The sequence below is a fragment of the Streptomyces herbicida genome (assembly GCF_032656585.1).
GTDB lineage: Bacteria > Actinomycetota > Actinomycetes > Streptomycetales > Streptomycetaceae > Streptomyces > Streptomyces herbicida.
In genome coordinates this window covers 711,540-736,967 of record NZ_JAUYWJ010000001.1, presented here as the reverse complement: position 1 = coordinate 736,967, position 25,428 = coordinate 711,540, and the positions used below count along the sequence as shown (strand labels likewise).

Here is a 25,428-nt window from a genome sequence, read left to right as displayed (position 1 = left end):
GATGGGTGCGGAGCATGATCGAGGCTGTCGGCCTGACCAAGCGCTACGGCGACAAGACCGCCGTGTACAACCTTTCCTTCCAGGTGCGGCCCGGAGCCGTCACCGGCTTCCTCGGGCCGAACGGCTCGGGCAAGTCGACGACCATGCGGATGATCCTGGGACTGGACAACCCGACCGCGGGCACGGTGACGATCGGCGGCTACCCGTACCGCAAGCTGCCCAACGCCCCCCGGCAGGTCGGCGCGCTGCTGGACGCCAAGGCCGTGCACGGCGGCCGGCACGCCCGCAACCACCTGCTGTGCCTGGCCCAGCTGTCGGGCATCCCGGCCCGGCGGGTGGACGAGGTGCTCGGGGTCGTCGGCCTGCAGGACGTGGCGAAGAAGCGGTCCAAGGGCTTCTCCCTCGGCATGGGGCAGCGGCTCGGCATCGCCGCCGCGCTGCTCGGCGACCCGCAGGTGCTGCTGTTCGACGAGCCGGTCAACGGCCTCGACCCCGAGGGCATCCTCTGGGTGCGCAATCTGATGAGGGCGCTGGCGGCCGAGGGACGGACGGTGTTCGTCTCCAGCCACCTGATGAGCGAGATGGCGCTGACCGCCGACCACCTCATCGTCATCGGGCGCGGACAGCTGCTCGCCGACATGAGTGTGAAGGACTTCATCTCGGCGAACTCGGCCGACTTCGCCCGCGTCCGGACGCCCGACACCGAGCCCCAGCTGCGCGAGAAGCTGACCTCCGCACTCACCGAGGCGGGCGGGCACGTGATGCCGGAGCAGGACGGGGCGCTGCGCGTCACGGGACTCCCGCTCCCCCGCATCAGCGACCTGGCGCACGAGGCCGACGTACGACTGTGGGAGCTGTCTCCGCACCAGGCCTCCCTGGAGGAGGCGTACATGCGGATGACGCAGGGCGCCGTCGACTACCGCTCGACCATCGACCAGAAGGCCGGCCTCCAGCAGCCGCTGCCGCCCGGCGCCCAGCCGCCGATGCCGGTACCGGGCCAGGGCCAGCCGGGCTGGTACGCCCCGCCGCCGCCCCAGCAGGGCGGCCGGCCGTTCACCCCGCCGCAGGACCGGCCGGCGCCGGGCGCGGCGCCTGCGGGGCCCCACGGCGCGCCCTCCGGAGCCCCCGGCGCCGGAGAGCCGAACCCGTACGCGCAGCCCGCCGCCGCGGCGCCCCAGCAGCCGTCCGCGGCCCCGGCCCCCGCTGCCGAATCGTCACCGCAGCCGGCCGCCGCTCCCGCCACCGCCGACCTGACCAAGCCCGAGGACGCCCGATGAGCACCCACCAGCCCCCGATGCCGCAGGCAGCCGCAGCCGCGCCGAACTGGCAGTCGGCGCCCGGCGGGCAGTACCCCGGTTACACCTCGCCGATCCCGGTGGTGCGCACGCACCTCGGGCATGCACTGGCCTCCGAGTGGACGAAGATCAAGTCGGTGCGTTCGACGATGTGGACGCTCGGTGTGTTCGTGCTCCTCGTCGTCGGCATCGGCCTCCTCGCCGGTGCCGTGGTCAGCAGCTCCTCGTCGGACCTGTCCGGCGAGAACGCGCTGGGCCTGGGCTTCTTCGGGCTGCTCCTGGGCAGCATGTGCATCATGACGCTCGGCGTGCTGACTACGGCCTCGGAGTACGGGACGGGGATGATCCGTACGACGATGACCGCCTGCCCCAACCGCGGGCGGGTGCTCGCGGCCAAGGCGATCGTGTTCTTCCTCGTCGCGTTCGTGGTCACGCTCGCGGCCGCGTCGTTCGTCGCCATGGTCCAGGCGTCCATGCTGGAAGGACACGGCGCGCGGACCCCGTCCGGCGGGGAATGGCTCAAGGGCACCGTCGGCATCAGCCTCTACATCGCCCTGCTCGGCCTGCTCTCGCTGGTCATCGGCTCGATCATCCGGCACTCGGCGGGCGCCATCACCATCATGATCGGCGCCGTGCTCGCCCCGCTGGTGATCGCGCTGTTCATGTTCTCCTCGTCGCTGGAGAAGGTGCGCGAAGCCCTGCTCGAGTACTCGATCCCCAACCAGCTGAGCGTCTTCTACTCCAACTCCCTCAGCGACAAGGGCCCGTCCGGCTGGGACCCGCTGTGGATCATCCTGGGCGTGACGGCCGTCGCGTTCGCCGGCGCCTTCGCGCTGCTGCAGAAGCGGGACGTGTAGGTCGTACGAAGCTCAGAATCTCGGCGCGTTTCGGGACCGCTGCACCCGCGTGGTGCGGCGGTCCTTCGCGTTCCAGCAGGCCTTGTGCCAGTGCCGGCGGTCGTCCACGCCCGCGTGTTCCGGCCAGGCGACGACGTGCGGGATGCCGGAGGGGATCACCTGGTCACAGCCGGGGCAGCGGTACGTCTTGCCTTCCGCGCTCGCCCCGGCCACATGCCGCACGTACCACTCCTCACCGTGCCAGCTCTCCGTGGACTGCCAGCCGCCGTAGCGGCCGACGCGGTCCTCCTCGGCGCTCGGGCCGGACGAGTCGGCTCCCTTGGGTCGGTTGCGACGCGGGGACACGGGACACCTCTCGGGGCTATACAGGATGCACGGGCTGTGTCCAGCCTACGCGGCGCGGACAGGGGTACGCGTAGGGAACCAACCCGCACAAGTCCCTCTCCAGGGCGACGTTCTGCAGACAATCCGGAAATCTCTTCGCGAGGCCGTGTCCTCGGCACGTGTCGGACGGTTATGCCGGGTGGGGGAGCTCCGCGTCGGAGCCAAGGAAGCAGGAAAAGAACGATGCACGTCGGAAGTTTTGTGCTGGCGGCCCAGTTCCCGGGCCAAGGTCAGGGGGAGGCCCTGCACCGGGCGGTCCGCTCGGCGGAAGTCGCCGAGGAGGCGGGGCTGGACACCGTCTGGCTCGGCGAACACCACTTCGTGCCGTACGGCACGTGTCCATCGGCGGTCACCCTGGCCGCCCTGCTGCTGGGCCGCACCCACCGCATCCGGGTCGGCACGGCGGTCAGCGTACTGTCCACCGTCCACCCGGTCGCCCTCGGCGAACAGGCCGCGCTGCTGCATGTGACGAGCGGCGGGCGCTTCACCCTCGGCCTGGGGCGCGGCGGGCCCTGGGTGGACCTGGAGGTGTTCGGCTCGGGCCTCGATGCCTATGAGGAGGGGTTCCCCGAATCACTCGATCTGCTGGTGCGCTGGCTGCGCGAACCGGCGGTCGCGGCCGCGGGGGAACGGTTCTCCTTTCGTGAGGTCCCCGTCGTGCCCCGCCCGTCGGAGGCATTGACGGACACCCCGGGCCCCGAGGTCGTCGTCGCCTGCACCTCGCCGGCGAGCGTCCGGCTGGCGGCCGAGCGCGGGCTGCCCATGCTGCTCGGTATGCACATCGGGGACGAGGAGAAGGCCGAGATGGTCGCCCTGTGGCGGCAGCACGCGCGCGCGGCGGGACGGCCGACGGACGAGATCCTCGGCGCGGCCCATGTCTCGGCGGGCGTCTGTCAGATCGCGGACCGGCGCACCGACGCGGTGGAGACGCTGCTGAAGGCGATGCCGGGCTGGCTGAAGCAGGGCCTGGAGGCCCATGTCACGGTGGACGGCCGGAAGCGCGCGATGCGCGATCCGCTGGCTTACACCGAACTGCTCTGCGGACTGCACCCGGTGGGCACCCCGCGGCTGTGCGCCGACCGACTCGCGGCGACCTCGGAGCGGACCGGAATCACCCGGTTCGCACTGCTGGTCGAGGGCTCGGGCGACCTGGCGGCGACGGAGGAGAACGTTCGGCGGCTCGGTGCGGAGGTACTCCCCGGCCTCCGTTGAACGGACCGTCCGTCGTGCCGGTCAACACCCCTGCCACGCAGAGAGCTTGCCGCCCCTGTAACGATTGCACCTCCCGCATGTGGAGCGGCAAGCAAGCGGCTCACTGCGTCAGCAGTCCCGGAGCTCCGCGTCAGCAGTCCCGGAGCTCCGGGGACTGGTTCAGCAGCTGACTGCGCACCGAAGTGAAGCGGGCCAGCGTCTCGTCGACCGAGGCGTCCAGCGGGAACACCGCCACCCGGTGGCAGTTCTGGAAGGCCAGCCGCACGCCGAAGTGCCGCTGCAGCGCCCCGCGTATGGCGTCACTCGCGAGTGCGCGGAGCAGTTGGCCCCGTGCCTGCTCGTCCGGCGGGGGCGTCTGGTTGTCGGCGAACTCTCCGCCGTCCACCTTCAGCTGGGCCACCAGGGAGCTGATCATCTCCCATGCGTAGGGCAGGGAGGTCCGGACGCAGTCGACGAAGGCAGCTTCGTCGACCTCGCCTCGCTCGGCCTGTTCGAGTAGGGCCGGTGAGACGTCGAGCGACATGGGTTCTCCTCTCGCACCCCCGACGAGCAGGGGTTGCCGGACAGGTAAGAGAGTTCGCGATACCGAACACGCTGCGTACACAGATCGCGACCTCCCGTTTACTACGGTAGGCAACGTACGGTGACCGCACCAGCAGATTGCGTACATGGCCCGGTCCCGTTGGGGGCACAATCGGCCAAGGATGAACAAGAGTTTCCAAAGCAAAACGGGCGTCCTCAAGCGTCTCCGGTGCGGAGAGAGGCGGGAGACCGGTGGGCGAATCGCGTGGGCGGCGGGGTGTCGAGTAGCGTTGCCGACCATGCGTCTCGTCATTGCCCGGTGCTCCGTCGACTACGCCGGCCGGCTCACCGCCCATCTCCCCTCGGCCCCCCGCCTGATCCTGGTCAAGGCGGACGGCAGCGTCTCGATCCACGCGGACGACCGGGCCTACAAGCCCCTCAACTGGATGTCGCCGCCCTGCACGCTGAAGGAGGGGGCCGGCGAGAAGGAAGGCGTCTGGACCGTCGTCAACAAGGCGGGCGAGAAGCTGATCATCACCATGGAGGAGGTCCTCCACGACTCCTCACACGAACTGGGCGTGGACCCCGGCCTGATCAAGGACGGCGTGGAAGCGCACCTCCAGGAGCTGCTCGCCGACCGCATCGAAACCCTCGGCGACGGCTACACCCTGATCCGCCGCGAGTACATGACCGCCATCGGCCCGGTCGACATCCTGTGCCGGGACGCCGAGGGGCAGACCGTGGCGGTCGAGATCAAGCGGCGCGGCGAGATCGACGGCGTGGAGCAGCTCACCCGCTATCTCGAGCTGCTGAACCGCGACCCCCATCTCGCCCCGGTGCGGGGCATCTTCGCCGCCCAGGAGATCAAGCCCCAGGCCCGGGTCCTCGCGACCGACCGGGGTATCGGCTGCCAGGTCCTCGACTACGACGCGCTCAGGGGCGTCGAGGACGACAAGCTGAGGCTGTTCTGACGAGCCAGGAGCGGCTTCGGTTCGTACGACGGTGAGGGCCGGGTCCCGGACGGGGACCCGGCCCTCATGTGCCGTGGGAGACCTGTGCGCGGCCTCAGATCACCGCACCCGAACCGCTCTGCGGCGCACCGGCCGAGCCGCTCGACGCTGCGGGGGCGCTGGAGGCCGGCCCGCTGGCCGAGTTGGACGTGGCCGGGGTGGACGGCGGGGCGGACGACGTGGGCGGGTTCGAGGTCGGCGGGTTCGACGTCGGCGGGTTGGAGGTCGGCGGCCGCGACGTGGGCGGCCTCGATGTCGGCGGCTTCGACGTCGGAGGCTTCGACGTCGGAGGTTTCGAGGGCGTGTGCGACGAGCCGCCGCCCGACCCCTTCGTGCCGCTCGGGTGGTCCGAGGGCTCGGCGCTGTCGGACGGAGGCGTCGGGTCGTCCGAGGTGCCGTACGTGCCGTCGGGACCCGGGTCCGTCGGGCGGCTGGTGGCCGTGCCCGTGTCGCCCTTGCTCCCGTCGTCCTGGTTCGGGTCCGCGCCGAGGCTGCCGTCGTCGGTGCCCTGGCTGGCCGACGGGTTGACGCTCACGTTCTTCGACGGGTCGTCGGCGCTGTCGTGCGACGTCATGCCGAGGGTGACCACCGTGCCGAGCACCGCGGCGAGCAGCGCGCCGGAACCGGCCGCGACGAGGTTGCGCCGGGCCAGACGCCGCAGGCCGCCGCCCTGGGTCTTCGGCGCCGGGTCCGAGGACCGGTGGGTGACCAGCGTGTCGGCCGCGGGCGGCAGCGCCGGCAGATAGGCCGCGGGGACCCCGCCGGGCGGCGACGCCGACTCCTCGTAGCGTGCGTCGGGCACCTCCTCTCCCGCCCTTGCCCCCAGGCCGGGCACGTCGCCCGCGCGGTCGGCGACCAGGGCGAGGGCCCGCCGGCCGGCGACGGTGCCGCGTTTGTCGGCGAGGGCTCCGCGCAGACCGCCCGAGGCCTCCAGCTCGGCGCGGGCCCGGTCGAGCTGTCCGCCGCAGAGCGCGAGTATGCCCAACTCGTGGTGGAAGTAGGCCTGTTCGGAGACGTCACCGGCTTGCCGGGCGGCCTCGGAGCCGGAGCGCAGCGCCCGGTCCCAGGCGTTCCAGTGGAGGCCCGCGGCGAAGGCCGGAGCGGCCGTGCGGGCCAGCTGGACGGCGGTGCTCTCCTCGTCGTCGGCCGAGGGCGTCGTCGCGGGTACCACGACGGCCAGCGCGGCGAGCAGGGCATCGGCCTCGGCGCACACCCGCTCGGGGGTGACGGAGGGGTGTCCGGCCCACCAGGAGTAGTGCCGGGCGGCGATGAGGGCGGTCTCGTCGGCGTCGTCGGCGTATCCGGCGGCCTCCAGCTGGGCCTGTACGCCGGCCGCGAGGCGGTAGCGGGAGCCGACCGGGGAGACCAGTCCGCAGGCGGCCAGCTCACCCAGCGCGGCGTCCGCGTGGGTGTCGCCGACCAGGGCGGGCAGATGGGCCTGGTGCGGCACCTCGCCGCCCAGGGCGACGGCGAAGCGCAGGGTGGCGCGTGCGGAGGCGCTGAGCCGGGAGGCGAGCAGCGGCGCGGGCGCGGCGGCCTCGCCGAGGGACGGCAGGGGCACCTCCTCCTCGTCCACCGGTTCCGCGTCGACCGGGGCGGTGGGCGTGCCTGCCTGCTCGAACGCAGCCGAGAGCTTGGGGGACGGGAGCCGTAGGTCCTCGAAGACGCCGACCTCGTCGACCGCGCCCGCGCTGGCCCGCAGTTGGTCGCGCTGCCGCAGCAGCGCCCCGGCCTGGACGAAGCGCAGAGGCAGGCCCTCGGACTCGAACCAGAGGTCGCCGACCCAGTTGGACTCGTCCTCGGTGAGGACACGGCCGACGGCGCGCTCCATCAGATCCACGCCCGCGGCGCGGTCCAGGCCGCTGAGGAAGACCTCCTCGATCGCGGATTCGGCGGACGGCGCGGGCACGTCCGGGGTGGCGCTGATCAGGAACGCGCACTCGGGGGTGGCGTCGATGAGCTCGTCGAGCCCTGCGCCGCCGAACTCGATGTCGTCGACGACGACGACCGCGCCGATCTCCCGGACCAGTTCCAGCAGTTCGTCCCGGGCCGGCCGGTGCAGGGGCGCGTCGTGGACCGCGTGGAACAGGTCGTACAGCAGGTCGCTCGTGGTGCGGTGGAACCCGGTGAGGCGGACCACGCCGTCGGGGGCGAGGTCCGAGCAGTCGTCGGCGACGAGGTCGAGGAGGGCGGTGCGGCCCGCACCGGCCGGGCCGGTGAGCCGTACGGAGCGGCCCCGGGCGAGCAGCCGCACCAGGCGCTCGCGCTCGTCCTGGCGTTCGAGCAGCGGCAGCGCGAGCTGCGCGGGTCCCGGAGGCACGGGCGGCCGGGCGGCGCGCTCGGTCTCGGCACGCTCGGCCGGGGTGAGCTTCGCGGGCCGGCCGGGCCGCTCCGCGGGCGGGCAGAGCTCTATCTCGCTGCCGTCGACGGGATTGACGGTGAGCAGGAGGTCGCCCGAGACGAGCTGCACCGTGCGAGCGAGTGCGGGCGCGCTCTGGCCGAAGTCTGAAGTGAGGGATTCCCGGGGCGGGCGCTGGCGCGGCGTGCTGCCGTCACCGTCCTGGCCGTGCCCCTCGGGTCCCCGGTTGATCGGGTCCATAGGTTCCTAGCCCCCCAAAAGCGTCGTGTGCCCGTATCCGGCCCCTCCCGGCCTGCTGCACACCGCGCTGTCGCTTCTGGTCCGGGCCCGCTCGAGGGTTGCTTGGCTGCGGGCGACCGAACCTTAAACCTTCGCACAGTATCTCCGACAGGCCGGGGTACCGCGCCGTCCGAGACGTCACAGTCTCATGAGGATTGCGTGCGACGTGCGGTTCGCCGATGTCCGACCTGGTCTCGTCCGCACCCCGAAGCACATCCGATCGAGGGGTTACACGCGGGGCAGCGACTCCACCCCGATGCCCCCCTCGATGGCCAGGATCCGGTGCAGCCGGGTGGCCACCAGCAGGCGCTGCATCTGCGGCGGTACACCGCGCAGCACCAGGCGGCGGCCGCAGCGGCCGGCCCGCCGGTGGGCACCCATGATCACCCCGAGTCCGGTGGCGTCCCAGGAGTCCAGTTCGGACAGGTCGAGCACCAGGTCGCCGACTCCGCCGTCGACGGCCGCATGCAGGACCGTACGGGCGTCCGCCGCGCTGCGGACGTCGAGGCGGCCCCCGACGACCAGCCCGGCGTGGTCGCCCCTGATGTGCATATGCGCTCCCCGTGAGTGCGGCGTCGTGCTCCAAGTACTCCAAGACGGTGCGTTGCACCGTCTGACTGCTTCAGCGGCGACCAGGTTGCCGTCTGTAAGCGAACCGATACCGAATTCACCCCCGCGGGTGATACCCGCGGGGACTGTGCGGTTTCAGCGGCGGTACGTACATGAGTTTCAGTACGTGTAGAAGCCCTGCCCGCTCTTGCGTCCGATGTCACCGGCGTCAACCATCCGGCGCATCAGCTCCGGCGGCGCGAACTTCTCGTCCTGCGACTCGGTGTAGATGTTGCTGGTGGCGTGCAGCAGGATGTCGACGCCGGTGAGGTCCGCCGTCGCGAGCGGGCCCATGGCGTGACCGAAGCCCAGCTTGCAGGCGAGGTCGATGTCCTCGGCCGTCGCCACGCCCGACTCGTACAGCTTGGTCGCCTCGACGACGAGGGCCGAGATGAGCCGGGTGGTGACGAAGCCGGCCACGTCCCGGTTGACGACGATGCAGGTCTTGCCGACGGACTCGGCGAACTCCCGCGCGGTGGCCAGGGTTTCGTCACTGGTCTTGTAGCCGCGGACGAGTTCGACGAGCTGCATCATCGGCACCGGCGAGAAGAAGTGCACACCGACGACCCGCTCGGGGTGCTCGGTGGCCGCCGCGATCTTGGTGATCGGGATGGCGGAGGTGTTGGAGGCGAGCACCGTCTCCGGGCGCACGATCTTGTCGAGCGCGCGGAAGATCTCGTGCTTGACCTCGAGCTTCTCGAAGACGGCCTCGACGACGACATCCGCGTCCGCGGCCGCGTCCAGGTCGGTGGTCGCGGTGATGCGGCCGAGGGCGGCGTCGGCGTCGTGCGCCTCCATCCTGCCCTTGCCGACGAACTTGTCGTACGAGGCCTTGATGCCGTCGGTGCCACGCTTCAGTGCCTCGTCGGTGACGTCACGCAGGACGACGTCCCAGCCCGCCTGCGCGGAGACCTGGGCAATGCCGGAACCCATGAGACCGGCCCCGATGACGGCGAGCTTCCGTGCCACTCCGACTCCCCTTACACGCTGTTTACGTACGGCTCTTTCGCGGACGATAGCGCTCGTGAGGGGCCGTGTGACCGGTAAGTAATGCGCGTCACGTCTCAGCTGACGGACATCACACCGGGAGGGGTCATTCCAAGCCTCGGACGGCGTAGTTGAGCACCTTTTCGCTCAACAGGTCCTCTATGTCGTCAAGGAGGACCAGCATCTCTCGGGACACTTCACGCGGATCGCGACCTTTGACCATCTCGCAGGCGATGGCGGACATGACGGCGGCGTGCGCCCAGTTGATCTGACCTGCCATCAGAGCGGGCAGCGGATCGTCCTGCGCGGCACCGGTCTCCTCGCGCAGCACCGCCTCCAGGTTGGCCTGGATCTCCTGCTGGGTCGCCCACAGCCGGGAGCGCAGCGCGGGCGCCTCCTCGATCACCCGCATGAAGCGGGCGTAGCCAGGGATCAGCCCGACCCGGGGCGAGACCGCCTCGACCTCCTCACGCAGCTCGCGCAGCACCGCCACGGCGGCCGACTCACCGTCGGCGCGGCCGCGCACCCAGCGGGCCAGCCGGTCGATCACGCCGGAGGAGCGGTCGAAGAAGAGGTCCTCCTTGGCCGGGAAGTAGTTGTAGACCGTGTTGACGGAGACATTGGCCGCGTCGGCGATCTCCGCCACCGTCACCGCGTCGAACCCGCGCTCGACGAACAGGCCCGTGGCGACATCCGAGATGTACTGCCTGGTCTGCCGCTTCTTCCGCTCCCGGAGCCCTTCCGCCATGTCCGAATCCTAGCCTCGCCCGACCGCTTCACTGGTCAGGGTGAAAACTTGGGGTCGTTGCAAAATTTCAGGGACTCTGTTTTTCTGGCGGCATGACAGCAGTCATCAGCGCGGCCGGACTGGCCCGCACCTTCCAGACGAAACGCGGCCCCCTCGAGGCCGTGCGCGGCATCGACCTCACCGTCCGCGAGGGCGAGATCCTCGGCTTCCTCGGCCCGAACGGCGCCGGCAAGACGACCACCCTGCGGATGCTCACCACCCTGCTGAAGCCGACCGGCGGCGCGGCGACCGTGGCCGGTCACGACCTGGCCACCGACCCGGCCGGGGTACGCCGCGCATGCGGCTACGTCGCCCAGTCCGGCGGCGTCGACGGGCAGATCAGCGTGCGGGAGGAACTGGTCACCCAGGGCCGGCTGTACCGCCTGACAAAGGTTCAGGCCGTCCAGCGCGCCACGGAGCTGGCCCGCGACCTGGACCTCTGCGACCTGCTCGACCGCAGGACGTCCGCGCTGTCGGGCGGTCAGCGGCGACGGCTGGACATCGCCATGGCGCTCACCCACCGCCCGAAGGTCCTGTTCCTCGACGAGCCCACGACCGGTCTCGATCCCAGCAGCCGCGCGGACCTCTGGGCGCTGATCCGCCGGCTGCGCGATCAGCACGGCACGACGGTCTTCCTCACCACCCACTATCTGGACGAGGCCGACGCCCTCTCCGACCGCCTGGTCGTCGTCGACCGGGGCGTGGTCGTGGCCGACGGCACACCGAGCGCGCTGAAGCTGGAGTACGGCGGCTCGATCGACGCCTCGCTCCAGGACACGTTTCTCGCCATCACCGGCCGCGGGCCCTCCCCCTCGGCCGACTCCACCCCCGTAGCCGTATAGGACACCGAGGACCGAGCCGATGCTTCTGCACGACACTGCACTCATCTACGGCCGCTATCTGCGCCAGTCCCTGCGCTCCCGCTTCGCGCTGCTCTTCGGCGTGCTGATGCCGCTGCTGTACCTCTTGTTCTTCGGCCCGCTGCTCACCGGCCTCCCGCTGGGCGCGCGGGGCAGTTCCTGGCAGGTCCTCGTCCCCGGTCTGCTGCTCCAACTCGGCCTGTTCGGCGCCGCCTTCGCGGGCTTCACGATCATCATCGAGAAGGGGCAGGGGGTGGTGGAGCGCATGCGCGTCACTCCGGTCAGCCGGCTCGCCCTGCTGCTCGGCAGGGTGCTGCGCGACGCCACGGTCTTCGTCTTCCAGGCGGTGCTGCTGGTGCTCGCCGCGGTGGCGATGGGACTGCGCGCGCCGCTGCCGGGCATCCTCATCGGCTTCGCGTTCGTCGCCCTGCTCACCGTCTCCCTCGGCTCGCTGTCGTACGCGATGGCGATGAAGGTGAGCACCCCGCAGGAGTTCGGCCCGCTGGTCAACGCGCTGACCATGCCGTCGATGCTTCTGTCGGGTCTGATGCTCCCGATGGCCCTGGCCCCCGGCTGGCTGGACGTCCTCTCCCACTTCGTCCCGTTCCGCTATCTCGTGGACGCGGTGCGGGACGCGTACGTCGGCTCCTACACGACGGACCACATGCTCTACGGCGTCCTCGTCGCCGTCGCCTTCGCGACACTGGCCGTGACAGTGGGCACACGCGTCTTCCGTACGGCCGGAGGGTAACTACGCTGGCCACATGGTCAATCTAACGCGTATCTACACCAGGACCGGCGACAAGGGCACCACCGCCCTCGGTGACATGAGCCGGGTCGCCAAGACCGATCTGCGGATCTCGGCGTACGCCGACGCCAACGAGGCGAATGCGGTGATCGGTACGGCGATCGCGCTGGGCGGCCTGGCGGAGGAGATCGTCAAGGTCCTCACCCGGGTGCAGAACGACCTGTTCGACGTGGGTGCGGACCTGTCGACGCCGGTGGTGGAGAAGCCCGAGTTCCCACCGCTCAGGGTCGAACAGTTCTACATCGACAAGCTGGAGGCGGACTGCGACCGCTTCAACGAGCAGTTGGAGAAGCTGCGCTCCTTCATCCTGCCCGGCGGCACCCCCGGCGCGGCCCTGCTCCACCAGGCCTGCACGGTCGTACGCCGTGCGGAGCGTTCGACGTGGGCGGCCCTGGAGGTCCACGGCGAGGTGATGAACCCGCTGACCGCCACCTACCTCAACCGCCTGTCGGACCTGCTCTTCATTCTGGCCCGCACCGCCAACAAGGAGGTAGGCGACGTGCTGTGGGTGCCGGGCGGCGAGCGCTAACGGAGCTTGGCCGGCTCCCGCCGGGGAAACAGGGTGTAGCTCACGGCGATGATCACGTTGATGCCGATCACCCACACCATCCTCAGCTGCCACGCCCGCAGCGAACCGATTCCACCGTCGTCGCCGACGTACCAGACCGCGGCCTGGAGCAGGGCGATGGCCACCACGGACGCCAGGATCCAGCGGCCCGCGACCTTCCATTCGTGGACGGCGCGGGCCGTGCCGTACTTCGGCGGCTTCACCGGCGGCGGGCCACCGGCGAACCGGTGCGCGATCCGGGCATCGGCCCACTTGATCGTGGAGTGCCCGAGCCCCACCGTGAAGCCGATGTAGACGGCCGCGAGCCCGTGCCGCCAGTCGGGCTCCGCGCCGTTCTTGAGGTCGATCGCGGTGCCAGCGAACAGCACGAGCTCCAGCAGCGGCTCGCACAGGAGCAGGACCAGTCCCGTGCGCGGCATCTTCAGCGGATAGCGGAAGGCCAGTCCGGCCGCCAGCAGCACCCAGAAAGCCACCTCACAGGCGACGATCAACCCGACGATCACGTCTCGCTCCTCTCGGTCACCCCTTAAGGCTCCCGTCGGTCCGCACGGGCCGCGTCGTCGGCGGTGACGAACTCCCCGTACATCGAAAGATGCAGTTCGGGACCGTTCCGCAGGAGCACGCGGGCGGTGCGTGCGCCGTGTTGGATGGGGGCATGGCCCTGACGCTTCCGCGCCCGCATCGCGACGACATACGCATCGCCGTGGGCGGCTTCCTCGGTGGTCTGCTGATGTGGGGCCTGGGGCTCAGCCCCCGGGAGGTCACGGACGGCCTCGTGCTGTGGCCGCAGCGGTGGGCCGTGCTGGTGCCGCTGGCCGTGACGGCCGCCTGCGAGCTGCTGCGCCGCACCCGGCCGAGGTTCGCCATGCTGGTCGGCACGGCCATGCTGACCGTGGACACGGTGACCCGGGGCAACGTGGTCACCGTAGTCCTGTTCACCGACCTCATGTATGCGGCCGTGCTGTACGGCACCCCGGCCTCCGCCCGCCGCATCCCATGGATCACCGGGCTGCTCACGGTGATCGGCGGGGTGGTGCCGGCCGCGCTCTGGCGTGACCCGAAAGGCCTGCTGATCGGTGTCGGCGTCGGTGTGGTGGCGCTCGCCCCCGCCGCCACCGGGTGGGTCGTGCGCGACCACCGTGACGCGGCCGAGGCCGCCCGGCTGCGCGCCGAACAGACCGCGCTGCTGGCCGAGATGGACCGTGCCCAGGCGGTGACCGCCGAGCGGGCGCGGGTGGCCCGCGAGTTGCACGACTTGGTCGCCAACCACCTGTCCGCGATCGCCATCCACTCCACGGCCGCGCTCTCCATCGACGACCCCGGGACCAGCCGGGAGGCCCTCGCCGTCATCCGGCAGAACAGCGTCGAGGGGCTCGCCGAGATGCGGCGGCTGATCGGGATCCTGCGGGACCGCGGCGGCGACCATGAGCCGTCCCCCAAGCTCTCGGCTTCGCTCGAGCAGGGAGGTACCCCCATCACTCCCACCCTCGACGGCCTCACCACTCTGGTCGACGGCGCCCGTGCCAACGGCCTGGACGTCACCCTGGACACCGACCACGGCCGGGTGCCCGCCCCGGTCGAGCTGGCCGCGTACCGCATGGTCCAGGAGTCCCTGACCAACGCGCTCAAGCACGCCGGCCCGGGCCGTGTCACCGTCCGCCTGGCCCAGCGGGACGGCATGCTCGAACTGCGTGTGACCAGCCCTTGTGGCCGTCGGGACGCCCCCCGCGCCCCCGGCTCCGGCGCCGGGCTGATCGGAATGCGGGAGCGGGCGACCCTGCTCGGCGGCCGGTTCGACGCCGGCCCCGAGGACGGGCTCTGGGCCGTGCGTGCCACCCTCCCCGTGACCGAAGGAGACCCCGAATGATCCGCGTCCTGGTCGCCGAGGACCAGTCCGCCGTCCGCGCCGGGCTGGTGCTCATCCTGAACAGCGCGCCCGACATCGAGGTGGCCGGCGAGGCGGCCGACGGTGAGCGGGCGGTAGCACTGGCCCGCGAGCTCCGGCCGGACCTGGTGCTGATGGACGTTCAGATGCCGCGCCTGGACGGGGTGTCGGCGACCCGGAAGGTTGTCCAGGAGGGGCTCGCGGACGTCCTCGTGCTCACCACCTTCGACCTCGACGAGTATGTCTTCGGGGCGCTGCGGGCCGGTGCGGCCGGGTTTCTGCTGAAGAACACCGAGGCGAAGGATCTGCTGGAGGCGGTGCGTACGGTGGCGCGCGGGGAGGGGATCGTCGCCCCGGCCGTCACCCGACGGCTGATCGCCGAGTTCGCCGCGCGGCCGGTGCGGGAGTCGAGCGCCGATCCCGCGGTCCTGGAGTCGCTGACCCCCCGTGAGCGCGAGGTGCTGTCCTGCCTCGGGGAGGGGCTGTCCAACGCGGGGGTCGCCGAGCGGCTCAACATGGCGGAGGGGACCGTGAAGACCCACGTCAGCCGTCTGCTGGCGAAGCTGGAGCTGCGCAGCAGGGTCCAAGCGGCCGTGCTGGCCCAGGAGTTGGGGATCTAGGGGAATTCCACGTAGTGGTCCAGACCTATTGACCTGTGGTCCAGACCTTTCTATTCTCGCGGCACCGTGGGCGTGAAGGCTCAGTCATGCCCTTGACATCCCCGACAAAGAGGGAGGCGCAGCATGCGCTTCAGACACAGAGCCGCGGCAGGGTTCGCGACCCTGTTGCTCCCCCTGGCCGGACTGGTCGGCCTCGCGAGTCCCGCCCCGGCCGCGGCGGATTCTTCCGGCGCCACCGCCACCTACGCCAAGACCCAGGACTGGGGCACCGGCTTCGAGGGCAAGTGGACCGTCAAGAACACCGGCGCCACCGCCATCAGCTCGTGGACGATCGAGTGGGACTTCCCCTCCGGCACGTCCGTCACCTCGGCCTGGGACGCGGACGTCACCTCCTCCGGCACCCACTGGACCGCCAAGAACAAGTCCTACAACGGCTCCATCGCCCCGGGTGCCTCCGTCTCCTTCGGCTTCAACGGTGCCGGCTCCGGCTCACCGTCCAACTGCAAGCTGAACGGCGACAGTTGCGACGGCGCCACGGTCCCCGGTGACGCGGCACCCTCCGCGCCCGGCACCCCGACCGCGTCGAACATCACCGACACCTCGGTGAAGCTGTCCTGGTCGGCGGCGACCGACGACAAGGGCATCAAGAACTACGACGTGCTGCGCGACGGCTCGAAGATCGCCACCGTGACGACGACCTCGTACACGGACACCGGCCTGACCGCCGGCACCGACTACTCCTACACCGTCCAGGCCCGCGACACCGCCGACCAGACCGGTCCGGTCAGCGGCGCGGTCGCGGTCCACACCACCGGCGGCGGCACCAATCCCCCGCCCACCGGCAACAAGGTCAAGCTCGGCTACTTCACCGAGTGGGGCATCTACGGCCGCAACTACAACGTCAAGAACCTGGTGACGTCCGGCTCGGCCGCCAAGATCACCCATATCAACTACGCCTTCGGCAACGTCACCAACGGCCAGTGCGCGATCGGCGACTCCTACGCCGACTACGACAAGGCCTTCACCGCCGACCAGTCGGTCAGCGGCGTCGCCGACACCTGGGACCAGCCGCTGCGCGGCAACTTCAACCAGCTGCGCGAACTGAAGGCAAAGTACCCGAAGATCAAGGTGCTGTGGTCCTTCGGCGGCTGGACCTGGTCCGGCGGCTTCGCCCAGGCGGCGGCCAACCCGACCGCCTTCGCGCAGTCCTGCTACAACCTGGTCAAGGACCCGCGGTGGGCCGATGTCTTCGACGGCATCGATATCGACTGGGAGTACCCGAACGCCTGCGGTCTGTCCTGTGACACCAGCGGGGCGGCGGCCTTCAAGAACCTGATGTCCGCGCTGCGCGCCAAGTTCGGCTCGAACAACCTGGTCACCGCGGCGGTCACCGCCGACGGCTCCTCCGGCGGCAAGATCGACGCGGCCGACTACGCGGGCGCGGCCCAGTACGTCGACTGGTACAACGTGATGACGTACGACTTCTTCGGCGCCTGGGCGGCGCAGGGCCCGACGGCCCCGCACTCCCCGCTCACCTCGTACAACGGCATCCCGACCGCCGGCTTCACCACGGCCGACGCCATGGCCAAGTACAAGGCGAAGGGCGTGCCCGCGAGCAAGCTGCTCATCGGCATCGGCTTCTACGGCCGCGGCTGGACCGGCGTCACCCAGGACGCACCGGGCGGCACGGCCACGGGCCCGGCGGCCGGCACCTACGAGCAGGGCATCGAGGACTACAAGGTCCTCAAGACGTCCTGCCCGGCCACCGGCACCATCGCGGGCACGGCATACGCGCACTGCGGCAGCAACTGGTGGTCGTACGACACTCCCGCCACCATCAACAGCAAGATGGCGTGGGCCAAGTCGCAGGGTCTCGGCGGCGCCTTCTTCTGGGAGTTCAGCGGTGACACCAGCAACGGAGAGCTGGTGAGCGCCATCAACTCGGGACTGTCGTAACAGAGTGACAGCTCTCAAGCGACGTTGACGCGCTGACCGGGCGGGGCTGCTTCCAGCCACGCGAGAAATCCGGTCAGCGCGTCTTCGCTCATGGCGAGTTCGAGGCGGATGCCCCGGTGGGTGCAGGCGAGGATGACGGCGTCGGAGAGCAGCGCCAGTTCCTCCTCGCCCTCGGGGAGCCGGCGGCCGGCCACCTCGATCTGCGAGCGTTCCAGGACGCGGCGCGGGCGGGGGGCGTAGGAGAAGACGCGGTACCACTCGATCCGGTCGCCGTTGTAGCGGGCGACGCCGTAGCTCCAGCCCTTGCCGTTGGCGTCGGGTTTCTCCGGTACGTCCCAGCGCAGGCTGCAGTCGAAGGTTCCGCCGGACCGCTGGATGAGTCTGCGCCGCAGGCCGAACAGGAAGAGTCCCACCACCACGAGCGCGACCACGACTCCGCACACAGTCAGAGCGAGGACCATCGGCACCGACCTCCTCGTCTCCTAGGTAACGGAACGGAAAAAACACCCACATTTGCCTCAGCCGCGGCTGGTGCCGGATTGCTCCGGTACCAGCCGCGGCTGAGTTACGTCATCGCGCGGCGCGCTGGTTCAGCGCGCCGCCGCCGCACGCAGGCGGACATCTGCGCGACGCTCGGCGGTGGCGTCACCCTCCGCCTTCGCGCGCTCCAGCTCCCGCTCCGCGCGCTGGACATCGATCTCGTCCGACAGCTCGGCGATCTCGGCCAGCAGCGACAGCTTGTTGTCCGCGAACGAGATGAAACCGCCGTGCACCGCGGCGACGACCGTTGCACCATCACTCGTACGGATGGTCACCGGGCCCGACTCCAGCACACCGAGCAGCGGCTGGTGACCGGGCATGACGCCGATGTCGCCGGACGTGGTGCGCGCGACGACCAGGGTGGCCTCGCCGGACCAGACCTGGCGGTCCGCGGCGACCAGCTCGACGTGCAGCTCAGCAGCCAAGGGTGGCTCCTCGGGTCACCACCCGGCGGTAGTGCCGGGTGTGGGTCAATTCTAGAGGGCGTGGAGAGAGGGGCGGACACACCCCCGCCGGGTGCGACCCCGGAGGGAGGTGCCCAGCCCCTCTCAGATGAGCACGGGGCTCAGGAGACGCCCAGCTCCTTGGCGTTGGCCTTGAGGTCCTCGATGCCACCGCACATGAAGAACGCCTGCTCGGGGAAGTGGTCGTACTCACCGTCGCAGATCGCGTTGAACGCGGCGATCGACTCGTCGAGCGGCACGTCCGAACCGTCCACGCCGGTGAACTGCTTGGCGACGTGGGTGTTCTGGGACAGGAAGCGCTCCACACGACGGGCACGGTGGACGACGAGCTTGTCCTCCTCGCCGAGCTCGTCGATACCGAGGATCGCGATGATGTCCTGGAGGTCCTTGTACTTCTGCAGGATCGTCTTCACGCGCATGGCCGCGTTGTAGTGGTCCTGCGCGATGTACCGCGGGTCCAGGATGCGGGACGTGGAGTCCAGCGGGTCCACGGCCGGGTAGATGCCCTTCTCGGAGATCGGACGGGAAAGAACCGTCGTCGCGTCGAGGTGGGCGAAGGTGGTGGCCGGGGCCGGGTCGGTCAGGTCGTCCGCGGGGACGTAGATCGCCTGCATCGAGGTGATCGAGTGACCACGGGTCGACGTGATGCGCTCCTGGAGGAGACCCATCTCGTCGGCCAGGTTCGGCTGGTAGCCCACCGCGGAGGGCATACGGCCGAGCAGCGTGGAGACCTCGGAACCGGCCTGCGTGAAGCGGAAGATGTTGTCGATGAAGAACAGCACGTCCTGCTTCTGGACGTCACGGAAGTACTCGGCCATGGTGAGGCCGGCCAGCGCGACGCGCAGACGGGTGCCCGGGGGCTCGTCCATCTGACCGAAGACCAGGGCGGTCTTGTCGATGACGCCCGAGTCGGTCATCTCCTCGATGAGGTCGTTGCCCTCACGGGTGCGCTCACCGACACCGGCGAACACGGAGACACCGTCGTGGTTGTTGGCGACACGGTAGATCATCTCCTGGATGAGCACCGTCTTGCCGACGCCGGCGCCGCCGAACAGACCGATCTTGCCGCCCTTGACGTACGGGGTCAGCAGGTCGATGACCTTGACGCCGGTCTCGAACATCTCGGTCTTCGACTCGAGCTCGTCGAAGTTCGGGGCCTTGCGGTGGATCGGCCAGCGCTCACCGTCGTAGGACTCGTCGACGTTCAGCACCTCACCGAGGGTGTTGAACACCTTGCCCTTGGTGAAGTCGCCGACCGGGACGGAGATGGCGGAGCCGGTGTCCGTCACCGAGGCCTGGCGGACCAGACCGTCGGTGGGCTGCATGGAGATGGTGCGGACCAGGCCGTCACCCAGGTGCTGGGCGACCTCCAGGGTCAGCGTCTTCTTCTCGCCGGCGTTGGCCGGGTCGGCCACCTCGACGTGAAGGGCGTTGTAGATGTCCGGCATCGCGTCGACGGGGAACTCCACGTCGACGACCGGGCCGATGACCCGGGCGACGCGGCCCGTAGCCGTCGCGGTCTCAACAGTGGTGGTCATTAGCGGTCACTCCCCGCGGTCGCGTCGGCCAGGGCGCTCGCGCCACCGACGATCTCGCTGATTTCCTGGGTGATTTCGGCCTGGCGGGCCGCATTGGCAAGACGGGAGAGCGTCTCGATGAGCTCGCCCGCGTTGTCGGTGGCCGACTTCATCGCGCGCCGCGTGGCAGCGTGCTTCGAAGCGGCCGACTGGAGCAGCGCGTTGTAGATACGGCTCTCCACGTAGCGCGGCAGCAGGGCGTCGAGGACGTCCTCCGCCGAGGGCTCGAAGTCGAACAGCGGAAGGATCTCGCCCTTGGGCGTCTCCTCCGCGACCTCTTCGAGGCGCAGCGGCAGCAGCCGGGCGTCGAGCGCCGTCTGCGTCATCATCGAGACGAACTCGGTGAAGACGATGTGGAGTTCGTCCACGCCGCCGTCCGCCGTCTCCTTCTCGATGGCCTCGATCAGAGGCGCCGCCACCTTCTTGGCGTCCGCGTACGAGGGCTCGTCGGTGAAGCCGGTCCACGACTCCGAGATCTTGCGCTCACGGAAGTTGTAGTGGGCGACACCACGGCGGCCGACGATGTACGTGTCGACCTCCTTGCCCTCGCGCTCCAGGCGCTCGGTCAGCTGCTCCGCCGCCTTGATGGCGTTGGAGTTGAAGGCACCGGCCAGACCGCGGTCGCTCGTGAGGAGCAGGATCGCGGCACGGGTCGGGTTCTCCGTCTCCGTGGTCAGCGGGTGCTTGGTGTTCGAACCGGTACCGACCGCCGTGACCGCGCGGGTGAGCTCGGTCGCGTACGGCGTGGAGGCCGCCACCTTGCGCTGCGCCTTGACGACACGCGAGGCGGCGATCATCTCCATCGCCTTGGTGATCTTCTTGGTCGCGGTGACGGATCGGATGCGACGCTTGTAGACCCGGAGCTGGGCTCCCATGAGTCAGGTCCCTTCCTTACGTCACTTGGCGGCAGCGGCCGGAGTGTCCTCGCCGAGCAGCTTGCCGTCGGAGGTCTCGAACTGCTTCTTGAAGTCCGCGATCGCGTCGGCGACGGCCGTCAGCGTGTCGTCGGACATCTTGCCGCCCTCCTTGATGGAGGTCATGAGGCCCTGCTCCTTGCGGTGCAGGTACTCCAGGAGCTCCTTCTCGAAGCGGCGGATGTCGGCGACCGGAACGTCGTCCATCTTGCCGGTGGTGCCGGCCCACACGGAGACGACCTGGTCCTCGGTGGACATCGGCTGGTACTGGGCCTGCTTCAGCAGCTCGACCATGCGCTGACCGCGCTCCAGCTGCGACTTCGAGGCGGCGTCCAGGTCGGAACCGAAGGCGGCGAACGCCTCCAGCTCACGGAACTGGGCCAGGTCGACGCGGAGACGGCCGGAGACCTGCTTCATCGCCTTGTGCTGCGCGGAACCACCGACTCGGGAGACGGAGATACCGACGTTCAGCGCGGGACGCTGACCGGCGTTGAACAGGTCCGACTCCAGGAAGCACTGGCCGTCGGTGATGGAGATGACGTTGGTCGGGATGAACGCCGAGACGTCGTTGGCCTTGGTCTCGACGATCGGCAGACCGGTCATCGAGCCGGCGCCCATGTCGTCGGAGAGCTTCGCGCAGCGCTCCAGCAGACGGGAGTGCAGGTAGAAGACGTCACCGGGGTAGGCCTCGCGGCCCGGCGGGCGGCGCAGCAGCAGCGACACGGCGCGGTAGGCGTCGGCCTGCTTCGACAGGTCGTCGAAGATGATCAGGACGTGCTTGCCCTCGTACATCCACTGCTGGCCGATGGCCGAGCCGGTGTAGGGCGCCAGGTACTTGAAGCCGGCCGGGTCGGACGCCGGGGCGGCGACGATGGTCGTGTACTCCAGCGCGCCGTTCTCCTCCAGCGCGCGGCGGACCGACGCGATGGTGGAGCCCTTCTGGCCGATGGCGACGTAGATGCAGCGGACCTGCTTGTTCGGGTCGCCGGTGCGCCAGTTGTCACGCTGGTTGATGATCGTGTCGACGGCCAGGGCGGTCTTGCCGGTCTGGCGGTCACCGATGATCAGCTGACGCTGACCACGGCCGACCGGGGTCATCGCGTCGACGGCCTTGTAGCCGGTCTCCATCGGCTCGTGCACCGACTTGCGCTGCATGACCGTGGGGGCCTGCAGCTCGAGGGCGCGACGACCGCTGGTCTCGATCTCGCCGAGGCCGTCGATCGGGTTGCCGAGCGGGTCGACAACGCGGCCGAGGTAGCCCTCGCCGACCGCGACGGAGAGGACCTCACCGGTGCGCTGCACCGGCTGACCCTCCTCGATGCCACTGAACTCACCGAGGACGATGGCGCCGATCTCGCGCTCTTCCAGGTTCAGCGCGAGACCGAGGGTGCCGTCCTCGAACCTCAGCAGTTCGTTGGCCATGGCCGAGGGCAGGCCCTCGACCTTCGCGATGCCGTCGCCGGCAAGGGTGACCGTACCGACCTCCTCGCGCGAGGCCGCGTCCGGCTTGTACGACTGGACAAAGTTCTCCAGCGCGTCCCGGATCTCCTCCGGCCGGATCGTGAGCTCCGCCATCTGGGTTCCCTGCTCTCCTTGTTGGGCCCGAAGTTTCACTTGGGGGGGATGGGGACTCCCCCCTGAAAGAGGTGAATCCTCTGCACGGCCCAACCAGGGCCGTAATTACGTAATGCTTTTTCGATTACCGCGGTGCTGCTAGCTCGCCATGCGGCGGGCGGCGTCCTCAAGGCGGTCCGCGAGGGAACCGTTGATGACCTCGTCACCGACCTGCACCCGGATCCCGCCGACGACCTCGGGGTCGACGTCGAGGTTGAGGTGCATCTTGCGGCCGTAGAGCTTCGCGAGGGCGGCGCCCAGGCGCTGCTTCTGCGTGTCGCTCAGCGGCACCGCCGAGGTGACTACGGCGACCATGCGGTCCCGGCGCTCGGCGGCGAGCTTGGACAGGGACTCCAGTCCCGCTTCCAGGCTACGTCCCCGCGGCGCGGTCACAAGGCGCGTCACCAGACGCTCGGTGGCCGGCTTGGCACGGCCGCCGAGCAGCCGGTGCAGCAGCTCGACCTTGGCAGGGGTGCCGGCCTTGCGGTCGGTCAGCGCGGCGCGCAGCTCGGTGTTCGAGGAGATGATCCGGCCGAACCGGAACAGCTCGTCCTCGACGTCGTCGAGCGTGTTCGCCTTCTCCGCCGCCGTGAGGTCGGCGACGTCCGCCAGCACCTCCAGCGCGTCCACCAGGTCGCGAGGCTGCGACCAGCGGGAACGGACCATGCCGGACACCAGGTCGGCGGTCTCGCCGCTGACCTGGCCGCCGATCAGACGGCGCACCAGCTCGGCCTTCGCCTCGCCGGCCTGCGCCGGGTCGGTGAGGACCCGACGCAGCGACGCCTCGCGGTCGAGCAGCGCGGTGACGGCCGCCAGCTCGTCGGCGAGCCGCGTCGCGTCCACGGACGTGGTGTCCGTCAGCGCGTCGATACGCTCACGTGCGGCTGCCAGTGCCTCGCGGCTCGCTCCGTTCATCGCGTCGCCTCGGCCTTCTCCTCGAGCTCGTCGAGGAAGCGGTCGATCACACGGCTCTGGCGGGCGTGGTCCTCGAGGGACTCACCGACGAGCTTGCCGGCCAGTTCGGTGGCGAGCTTGCCGACGTCCTGACGGAGCGCGGCGGAAGCGGTCTTGCGGTCGGCCTCGATCTGGGCGTGACCGGCGGCGACGATCTCCTCACGCTGCCGCTGGCCCTCGGCCCGCATCTCGGTGATGAGCGCGGCACCCTGCTCCTGAGCCTCCTGGCGCAGGCGCGCGGCCTCGTGCCGGGCCTCGGCGAGCTGAGCCTTGTACTGCTCAAGAACGCTCTGGGCCTCGGTCTGCGCGGCCTCGGCCTTCTCGATACCGCCCTCGATGGCCTCGCGGCGCTGCTCCAGAACCTTGTTGATGTTCGGAAGGAGCTTCCAGGCGAGGAAGCCGAAGACGATGACGAAGGCGAGCAGGCCGATGACGAGCTCGGGGATCGGCGGGATGAGGGGATTTTCCTTCTCCTCGGCCGCCAGAATGAGCAGCTGGCTCATGTCAGTGCCTTTCGTCTAGGGGGCTGTCGCTGATCGGCTGATCAGGTGCCGTAGACGAACGGCATGACCAGGCCGATGAGGGCGAGCGCCTCACAGAAGGCGAAGCCGAGGATCTGGTTGGCGCGGATCAGGCCGGCAGCCTCGGGCTGGCGGGCCAGGGCCTGCGTGCCGTTACCGAAGATGATGCCGACGCCGACGCCGGGGCCGATGGCGGCGAGGCCGTAGCCGATGGAACCGAGGGAGCCGTGGACGCCGTCGGCAGCAAGGGTCTGGAGAGCGGACATGCCGATTCTTCCTTCTTCTTTACGGACCGGTGGGGGTTGGCCACCGGACGATCGGGGGGTGGTGAGGCGGGGCGCTCAGTGGTGCTCGGCGAGGGCGCCCTGGATGTAGGTGCACGTCAGGAGAACGAAGACGTACGCCTGCAGTGCCTGGATGAAGAGCTCGAACGCCGTCATCACGAGGGTCATCAGGAAGCTGACGCCGGCGTAGGCGATGCCGATGCCGTTCAGCAGGTACCAGCTGGCGATCGTGAAGAGCAGCAGCAGGGTGTGGCCCGCGAACATGTTCGCGAACAGTCGCACCGCGTGGGTGAAGGGCCGCACCAGCAGGTTCGAGAAGAACTCGATGGTCATGGCGAGCGGCAGCACCGCGCCCAGCGACTTGTCGTACCCGGTGACGTTCTTGAAGAAGCCGACGAAGCCGTGGCGCTTGAACGTCAGCGAGATCCACAGGATGTAGACGATCAGCGCCAGGACGAGCGGGTACGAGATGATCGCCGTCACCGGGAAGGAGGCGACCGGAATGATCGACCAGAGGTTCATCATCCACACGAAGAAGAACAGCGAGACGACCAGCGGAACGTACTTCTCGCCCTCCTTCTTGCCGATGGTCTCGTAGACGACACCGCGCCGGATGAAGTCGTAGCCGGCCTCGGCAACCATCTGCATCTTGCCGGGCACGACCTTCGGCCTGCGGAAGGCCGCCCAGAAGAAGCCGACGATGATGATGGAGCCGAGCAGCGCCAGCAGCATCGTCTTGTTGAAGTACAAGTTGCTGTCGGCGTCGCCCCACAGGGGCTTGAACATGAACGAGTGCAGGCCGGGAGCCGGGAAGCCACAGCCGTCGAAGATGTGGCAATCGGTCTCGAAGGCGAGCACCTGCGTCGGGTCAGCACTCACCGCGGGCTCCTTCAGCGTGGCGCATAGGTACGGCAACCTCGTTGTGTCGGCGCGGCGTACGGCCGCGGTTCGGCACGGGACTGGTGTTACGGATGTGGGGGCGGCTGTGGGGCATCTCGCCTCGCGATTGAGCAGGCGTCAGCTCGGATGCCCGCGCCCGCGATGCCGCAGTTGGCACCGGACGATAGCAGGATCTCTCGTGCGCCTTTATCCCGGCCCTACCTCTCACGACGAGTGCCCGGTCTTCTCGGACTTCTCGGGCTCGACGTAGAGGATCTTGGCCTTCATGTGGGCACGCGTCTGAGCCGCGATCCACGTGAGGGTGGCGACCACGAGCGTGATGGCGAAGGCCTTGGGATTGAACAGCGTGGTGTTCTTGAAGGCGGCGACGAAGACGAACAGCAACAGCAACTGCGCCGCGTAGAGCATGAGTCCCATGGCCTGGAACAGGTGCGGAAGCGATTTGGCAGTGCGCTGTAGAACGTAGAGGCCGATCCCCATGAAGAGGATCACCACCAGCGTCGCGACGACGGCCCCGATCGCCCCCTTGCCGCCCGCGACCACTGCGCTGACGACGGCGGCAAGCGCGCCGACGGCAGCCGTGGGTACGGCGGCCTGGGCCAGGATCCGGGCGTCATTGGACGGCATGGCGGCAACTCCGCTTTCACAGGGGGCAGGGTGTC

Annotated in this window: 27 protein-coding genes; 10 read left to right on the top strand and 17 right to left on the bottom strand. The window is 69.6% G+C overall.

Features of this window, described 5'->3' with window-relative positions:
* The first annotated feature begins 14 nt into the window (after positions 1-14).
* Positions 15-1,277 (top strand): ABC transporter ATP-binding protein, encoded by a 1,263-nt coding sequence (locus tag Q8A52_RS03410; protein ID WP_316748595.1) that lies wholly within the window; start codon positions 15-17, stop codon positions 1,275-1,277.
* Positions 1,274-2,152 carry an ABC transporter permease subunit gene (locus Q8A52_RS03405; protein ID WP_316748593.1) on the top strand — a complete coding sequence of 293 codons (879 nt, stop codon included), beginning with the start codon at positions 1,274-1,276 and terminating at the stop codon, positions 2,150-2,152. Before Q8A52_RS03410 ends, Q8A52_RS03405 begins: the two co-directional genes overlap by 4 nt.
* Before the next feature lie 12 nt (positions 2,153-2,164).
* Here the strand turns inward: Q8A52_RS03405 and Q8A52_RS03400 are convergent, their stop codons facing one another.
* On the bottom strand, positions 2,165-2,497 hold the full coding sequence (locus Q8A52_RS03400; RefSeq protein ID WP_316748591.1) for an ATP/GTP-binding protein: 333 nt from the start codon (positions 2,495-2,497) through the stop codon (positions 2,165-2,167).
* Between the two features lie 222 nt (positions 2,498-2,719).
* On the opposite strand from Q8A52_RS03400, the gene Q8A52_RS03395 reads away from it, so the two are divergent.
* Positions 2,720-3,748: an LLM class flavin-dependent oxidoreductase gene (locus tag Q8A52_RS03395; protein WP_316748589.1), complete on the top strand. Its 1,029-nt coding sequence runs from the start codon at positions 2,720-2,722 to the stop codon at positions 3,746-3,748.
* Between the two features lie 130 nt (positions 3,749-3,878).
* On the opposite strand, the gene Q8A52_RS03390 is transcribed toward Q8A52_RS03395, so the two are convergent.
* Positions 3,879-4,271, bottom strand: coding sequence for an SCO5389 family protein (locus Q8A52_RS03390; protein WP_316748588.1), 393 nt, complete (start codon positions 4,269-4,271; stop codon positions 3,879-3,881).
* A gap of 298 nt (positions 4,272-4,569) precedes the next feature.
* On the opposite strand from Q8A52_RS03390, the gene nucS reads away from it, so the two are divergent.
* Complete coding sequence (nucS, locus tag Q8A52_RS03385) at positions 4,570-5,241, top strand: endonuclease NucS (RefSeq protein ID WP_316748586.1); 672 nt, start codon at positions 4,570-4,572, stop codon at positions 5,239-5,241.
* Positions 5,242-5,335: 94 nt separating this feature from the next.
* Here nucS and Q8A52_RS03380 read toward each other — a convergent pair whose 3' ends face one another.
* From Q8A52_RS03380 to Q8A52_RS03365, 4 genes are all read right to left on the bottom strand, one after another.
* The gene (locus Q8A52_RS03380; RefSeq protein ID WP_316748584.1) at positions 5,336-7,879 is read right to left on the bottom strand and encodes an ATP-binding protein; all 2,544 of its coding nucleotides are present in this window, start codon (positions 7,877-7,879) and stop codon (positions 5,336-5,338) included.
* A 267-nt stretch (positions 7,880-8,146) separates the two neighbouring features.
* Complete coding sequence (locus Q8A52_RS03375) at positions 8,147-8,470, bottom strand: STAS domain-containing protein (protein WP_263212752.1); 324 nt, start codon at positions 8,468-8,470, stop codon at positions 8,147-8,149.
* Between the two features lie 177 nt (positions 8,471-8,647).
* A complete protein-coding gene (locus tag Q8A52_RS03370; RefSeq protein ID WP_316748580.1) occupies positions 8,648-9,496 on the bottom strand; it encodes a 3-hydroxyacyl-CoA dehydrogenase family protein in 849 nt (282 codons plus the stop codon).
* Positions 9,497-9,620: 124 nt separating this feature from the next.
* Positions 9,621-10,262, bottom strand: a complete 642-nt coding sequence (locus tag Q8A52_RS03365) for a TetR/AcrR family transcriptional regulator (RefSeq protein ID WP_316748578.1) — start codon at positions 10,260-10,262, stop codon at positions 9,621-9,623.
* 92 nt (positions 10,263-10,354) lie between these two features.
* Here Q8A52_RS03365 and Q8A52_RS03360 point away from each other — a divergent pair, with 92 nt between their 5' ends.
* Genes Q8A52_RS03360 through Q8A52_RS03350 form a run of 3 tightly spaced genes read left to right on the top strand, consistent with a single transcriptional unit; the run spans position 10,355 to position 12,498 of the window.
* On the top strand, positions 10,355-11,143 hold the full coding sequence (locus Q8A52_RS03360) for an ABC transporter ATP-binding protein (RefSeq protein ID WP_316748575.1): 789 nt from the start codon (positions 10,355-10,357) through the stop codon (positions 11,141-11,143).
* 19 nt (positions 11,144-11,162) lie between these two features.
* The gene (locus Q8A52_RS03355; RefSeq protein WP_316748574.1) at positions 11,163-11,912 is read left to right on the top strand and encodes an ABC transporter permease; all 750 of its coding nucleotides are present in this window, start codon (positions 11,163-11,165) and stop codon (positions 11,910-11,912) included.
* A 13-nt stretch (positions 11,913-11,925) separates the two neighbouring features.
* Complete coding sequence (locus Q8A52_RS03350) at positions 11,926-12,498, top strand: cob(I)yrinic acid a,c-diamide adenosyltransferase (protein WP_316748572.1); 573 nt, start codon at positions 11,926-11,928, stop codon at positions 12,496-12,498.
* On the opposite strand, the gene Q8A52_RS03345 is transcribed toward Q8A52_RS03350, so the two are convergent.
* Complete coding sequence (locus tag Q8A52_RS03345) at positions 12,495-13,040, bottom strand: hypothetical protein (protein WP_316748569.1); 546 nt, start codon at positions 13,038-13,040, stop codon at positions 12,495-12,497. The genes Q8A52_RS03350 and Q8A52_RS03345 overlap by 4 nt on opposite strands.
* Positions 13,041-13,192: 152 nt before the next feature.
* Here Q8A52_RS03345 and Q8A52_RS03340 point away from each other — a divergent pair, with 152 nt between their 5' ends.
* From Q8A52_RS03340 to Q8A52_RS03330, 3 genes are all read left to right on the top strand, one after another.
* Positions 13,193-14,404: a histidine kinase gene (locus Q8A52_RS03340; protein WP_316748568.1), complete on the top strand. Its 1,212-nt coding sequence runs from the start codon at positions 13,193-13,195 to the stop codon at positions 14,402-14,404.
* The gene (locus tag Q8A52_RS03335) at positions 14,401-15,042 is read left to right on the top strand and encodes a response regulator transcription factor (protein WP_316748566.1); all 642 of its coding nucleotides are present in this window, start codon (positions 14,401-14,403) and stop codon (positions 15,040-15,042) included. The genes Q8A52_RS03340 and Q8A52_RS03335 overlap by 4 nt, the downstream gene beginning before the upstream one ends.
* Before the next feature lie 123 nt (positions 15,043-15,165).
* Positions 15,166-16,998 carry a glycoside hydrolase family 18 chitinase gene (locus tag Q8A52_RS03330; RefSeq protein ID WP_316748564.1) on the top strand — a complete coding sequence of 611 codons (1,833 nt, stop codon included), beginning with the start codon at positions 15,166-15,168 and terminating at the stop codon, positions 16,996-16,998.
* A 14-nt stretch (positions 16,999-17,012) separates the two neighbouring features.
* On the opposite strand, the gene Q8A52_RS03325 is transcribed toward Q8A52_RS03330, so the two are convergent.
* The 10 genes from Q8A52_RS03325 to Q8A52_RS03280 all read right to left on the bottom strand — a co-directional run bounded on the left by Q8A52_RS03325 (position 17,013) and on the right by Q8A52_RS03280 (position 25,393).
* Positions 17,013-17,459: a DUF2550 domain-containing protein gene (locus tag Q8A52_RS03325; protein ID WP_316748562.1), complete on the bottom strand. Its 447-nt coding sequence runs from the start codon at positions 17,457-17,459 to the stop codon at positions 17,013-17,015.
* Between the two features lie 129 nt (positions 17,460-17,588).
* Entirely contained in the window at positions 17,589-17,963 is a 375-nt protein-coding gene (locus Q8A52_RS03320) for a F0F1 ATP synthase subunit epsilon (protein WP_316748559.1), read from the bottom strand.
* Between the two features lie 140 nt (positions 17,964-18,103).
* Complete coding sequence (gene atpD / locus Q8A52_RS03315; protein WP_316748558.1) at positions 18,104-19,540, bottom strand: F0F1 ATP synthase subunit beta; 1,437 nt, start codon at positions 19,538-19,540, stop codon at positions 18,104-18,106.
* Positions 19,540-20,454 (bottom strand): F0F1 ATP synthase subunit gamma, encoded by a 915-nt coding sequence (locus Q8A52_RS03310; RefSeq protein ID WP_316748556.1) that lies wholly within the window; start codon positions 20,452-20,454, stop codon positions 19,540-19,542. The genes atpD and Q8A52_RS03310 overlap by 1 nt, the downstream gene beginning before the upstream one ends.
* A gap of 21 nt (positions 20,455-20,475) precedes the next feature.
* A complete protein-coding gene (gene atpA / locus Q8A52_RS03305; protein WP_316748554.1) occupies positions 20,476-22,068 on the bottom strand; it encodes a F0F1 ATP synthase subunit alpha in 1,593 nt (530 codons plus the stop codon).
* A gap of 138 nt (positions 22,069-22,206) precedes the next feature.
* Positions 22,207-23,022 carry a F0F1 ATP synthase subunit delta gene (locus tag Q8A52_RS03300; RefSeq protein ID WP_316748552.1) on the bottom strand — a complete coding sequence of 272 codons (816 nt, stop codon included), beginning with the start codon at positions 23,020-23,022 and terminating at the stop codon, positions 22,207-22,209.
* The gene (locus Q8A52_RS03295; protein WP_316748550.1) at positions 23,019-23,564 is read right to left on the bottom strand and encodes a F0F1 ATP synthase subunit B; all 546 of its coding nucleotides are present in this window, start codon (positions 23,562-23,564) and stop codon (positions 23,019-23,021) included. Before Q8A52_RS03295 ends, Q8A52_RS03300 begins: the two co-directional genes overlap by 4 nt.
* A gap of 41 nt (positions 23,565-23,605) precedes the next feature.
* Positions 23,606-23,848: an ATP synthase subunit c family protein gene (locus Q8A52_RS03290; RefSeq protein WP_093474678.1), complete on the bottom strand. Its 243-nt coding sequence runs from the start codon at positions 23,846-23,848 to the stop codon at positions 23,606-23,608.
* Positions 23,849-23,923: 75 nt separating this feature from the next.
* Entirely contained in the window at positions 23,924-24,745 is an 822-nt protein-coding gene (atpB, locus tag Q8A52_RS03285) for a F0F1 ATP synthase subunit A (protein ID WP_316748546.1), read from the bottom strand.
* Between the two features lie 225 nt (positions 24,746-24,970).
* Entirely contained in the window at positions 24,971-25,393 is a 423-nt protein-coding gene (locus Q8A52_RS03280; protein WP_316748543.1) for a hypothetical protein, read from the bottom strand.
* Positions 25,394-25,428 lie beyond the last annotated feature (35 nt).

What these genes read in the sequence shown, in the direction of transcription:
- Q8A52_RS03410 (WP_316748595.1), top strand. Translation starts at nt 15, where the DNA reads ATGATCGAGGCTGTCGGCCTGACCAAGCGCTACGGCGACAAGACCGCC.
- nucS (WP_316748586.1), top strand. Translation starts at nt 4,570, where the DNA reads ATGCGTCTCGTCATTGCCCGGTGCTCCGTCGACTACGCCGGCCGGCTC.
- atpD (WP_316748558.1), bottom strand. Translation starts at nt 19,540, where the DNA reads ATGACCACCACTGTTGAGACCGCGACGGCTACGGGCCGCGTCGCCCGG.
- Q8A52_RS03300 (WP_316748552.1), bottom strand. Translation starts at nt 23,022, where the DNA reads ATGAACGGAGCGAGCCGCGAGGCACTGGCAGCCGCACGTGAGCGTATC.
- Q8A52_RS03405 (WP_316748593.1), top strand. Translation starts at nt 1,274, where the DNA reads ATGAGCACCCACCAGCCCCCGATGCCGCAGGCAGCCGCAGCCGCGCCG.
- Q8A52_RS03380 (WP_316748584.1), bottom strand. Translation starts at nt 7,879, where the DNA reads ATGGACCCGATCAACCGGGGACCCGAGGGGCACGGCCAGGACGGTGAC.
- Q8A52_RS03280 (WP_316748543.1), bottom strand. Translation starts at nt 25,393, where the DNA reads ATGCCGTCCAATGACGCCCGGATCCTGGCCCAGGCCGCCGTACCCACG.
- Q8A52_RS03335 (WP_316748566.1), top strand. Translation starts at nt 14,401, where the DNA reads ATGATCCGCGTCCTGGTCGCCGAGGACCAGTCCGCCGTCCGCGCCGGG.
- Q8A52_RS03390 (WP_316748588.1), bottom strand. Translation starts at nt 4,271, where the DNA reads ATGTCGCTCGACGTCTCACCGGCCCTACTCGAACAGGCCGAGCGAGGC.
- Q8A52_RS03355 (WP_316748574.1), top strand. Translation starts at nt 11,163, where the DNA reads ATGCTTCTGCACGACACTGCACTCATCTACGGCCGCTATCTGCGCCAG.
- Q8A52_RS03340 (WP_316748568.1), top strand. Translation starts at nt 13,193, where the DNA reads ATGGCCCTGACGCTTCCGCGCCCGCATCGCGACGACATACGCATCGCC.
- atpA (WP_316748554.1), bottom strand. Translation starts at nt 22,068, where the DNA reads ATGGCGGAGCTCACGATCCGGCCGGAGGAGATCCGGGACGCGCTGGAG.
- Q8A52_RS03365 (WP_316748578.1), bottom strand. Translation starts at nt 10,262, where the DNA reads ATGGCGGAAGGGCTCCGGGAGCGGAAGAAGCGGCAGACCAGGCAGTAC.
- Q8A52_RS03295 (WP_316748550.1), bottom strand. Translation starts at nt 23,564, where the DNA reads ATGAGCCAGCTGCTCATTCTGGCGGCCGAGGAGAAGGAAAATCCCCTC.
- Q8A52_RS03350 (WP_316748572.1), top strand. Translation starts at nt 11,926, where the DNA reads ATGGTCAATCTAACGCGTATCTACACCAGGACCGGCGACAAGGGCACC.
- Q8A52_RS03325 (WP_316748562.1), bottom strand. Translation starts at nt 17,459, where the DNA reads ATGGTCCTCGCTCTGACTGTGTGCGGAGTCGTGGTCGCGCTCGTGGTG.
- Q8A52_RS03330 (WP_316748564.1), top strand. Translation starts at nt 15,166, where the DNA reads ATGCGCTTCAGACACAGAGCCGCGGCAGGGTTCGCGACCCTGTTGCTC.
- Q8A52_RS03290 (WP_093474678.1), bottom strand. Translation starts at nt 23,848, where the DNA reads ATGTCCGCTCTCCAGACCCTTGCTGCCGACGGCGTCCACGGCTCCCTC.
- Q8A52_RS03310 (WP_316748556.1), bottom strand. Translation starts at nt 20,454, where the DNA reads ATGGGAGCCCAGCTCCGGGTCTACAAGCGTCGCATCCGATCCGTCACC.
- Q8A52_RS03375 (WP_263212752.1), bottom strand. Translation starts at nt 8,470, where the DNA reads ATGCACATCAGGGGCGACCACGCCGGGCTGGTCGTCGGGGGCCGCCTC.
- Q8A52_RS03360 (WP_316748575.1), top strand. Translation starts at nt 10,355, where the DNA reads ATGACAGCAGTCATCAGCGCGGCCGGACTGGCCCGCACCTTCCAGACG.
- Q8A52_RS03395 (WP_316748589.1), top strand. Translation starts at nt 2,720, where the DNA reads ATGCACGTCGGAAGTTTTGTGCTGGCGGCCCAGTTCCCGGGCCAAGGT.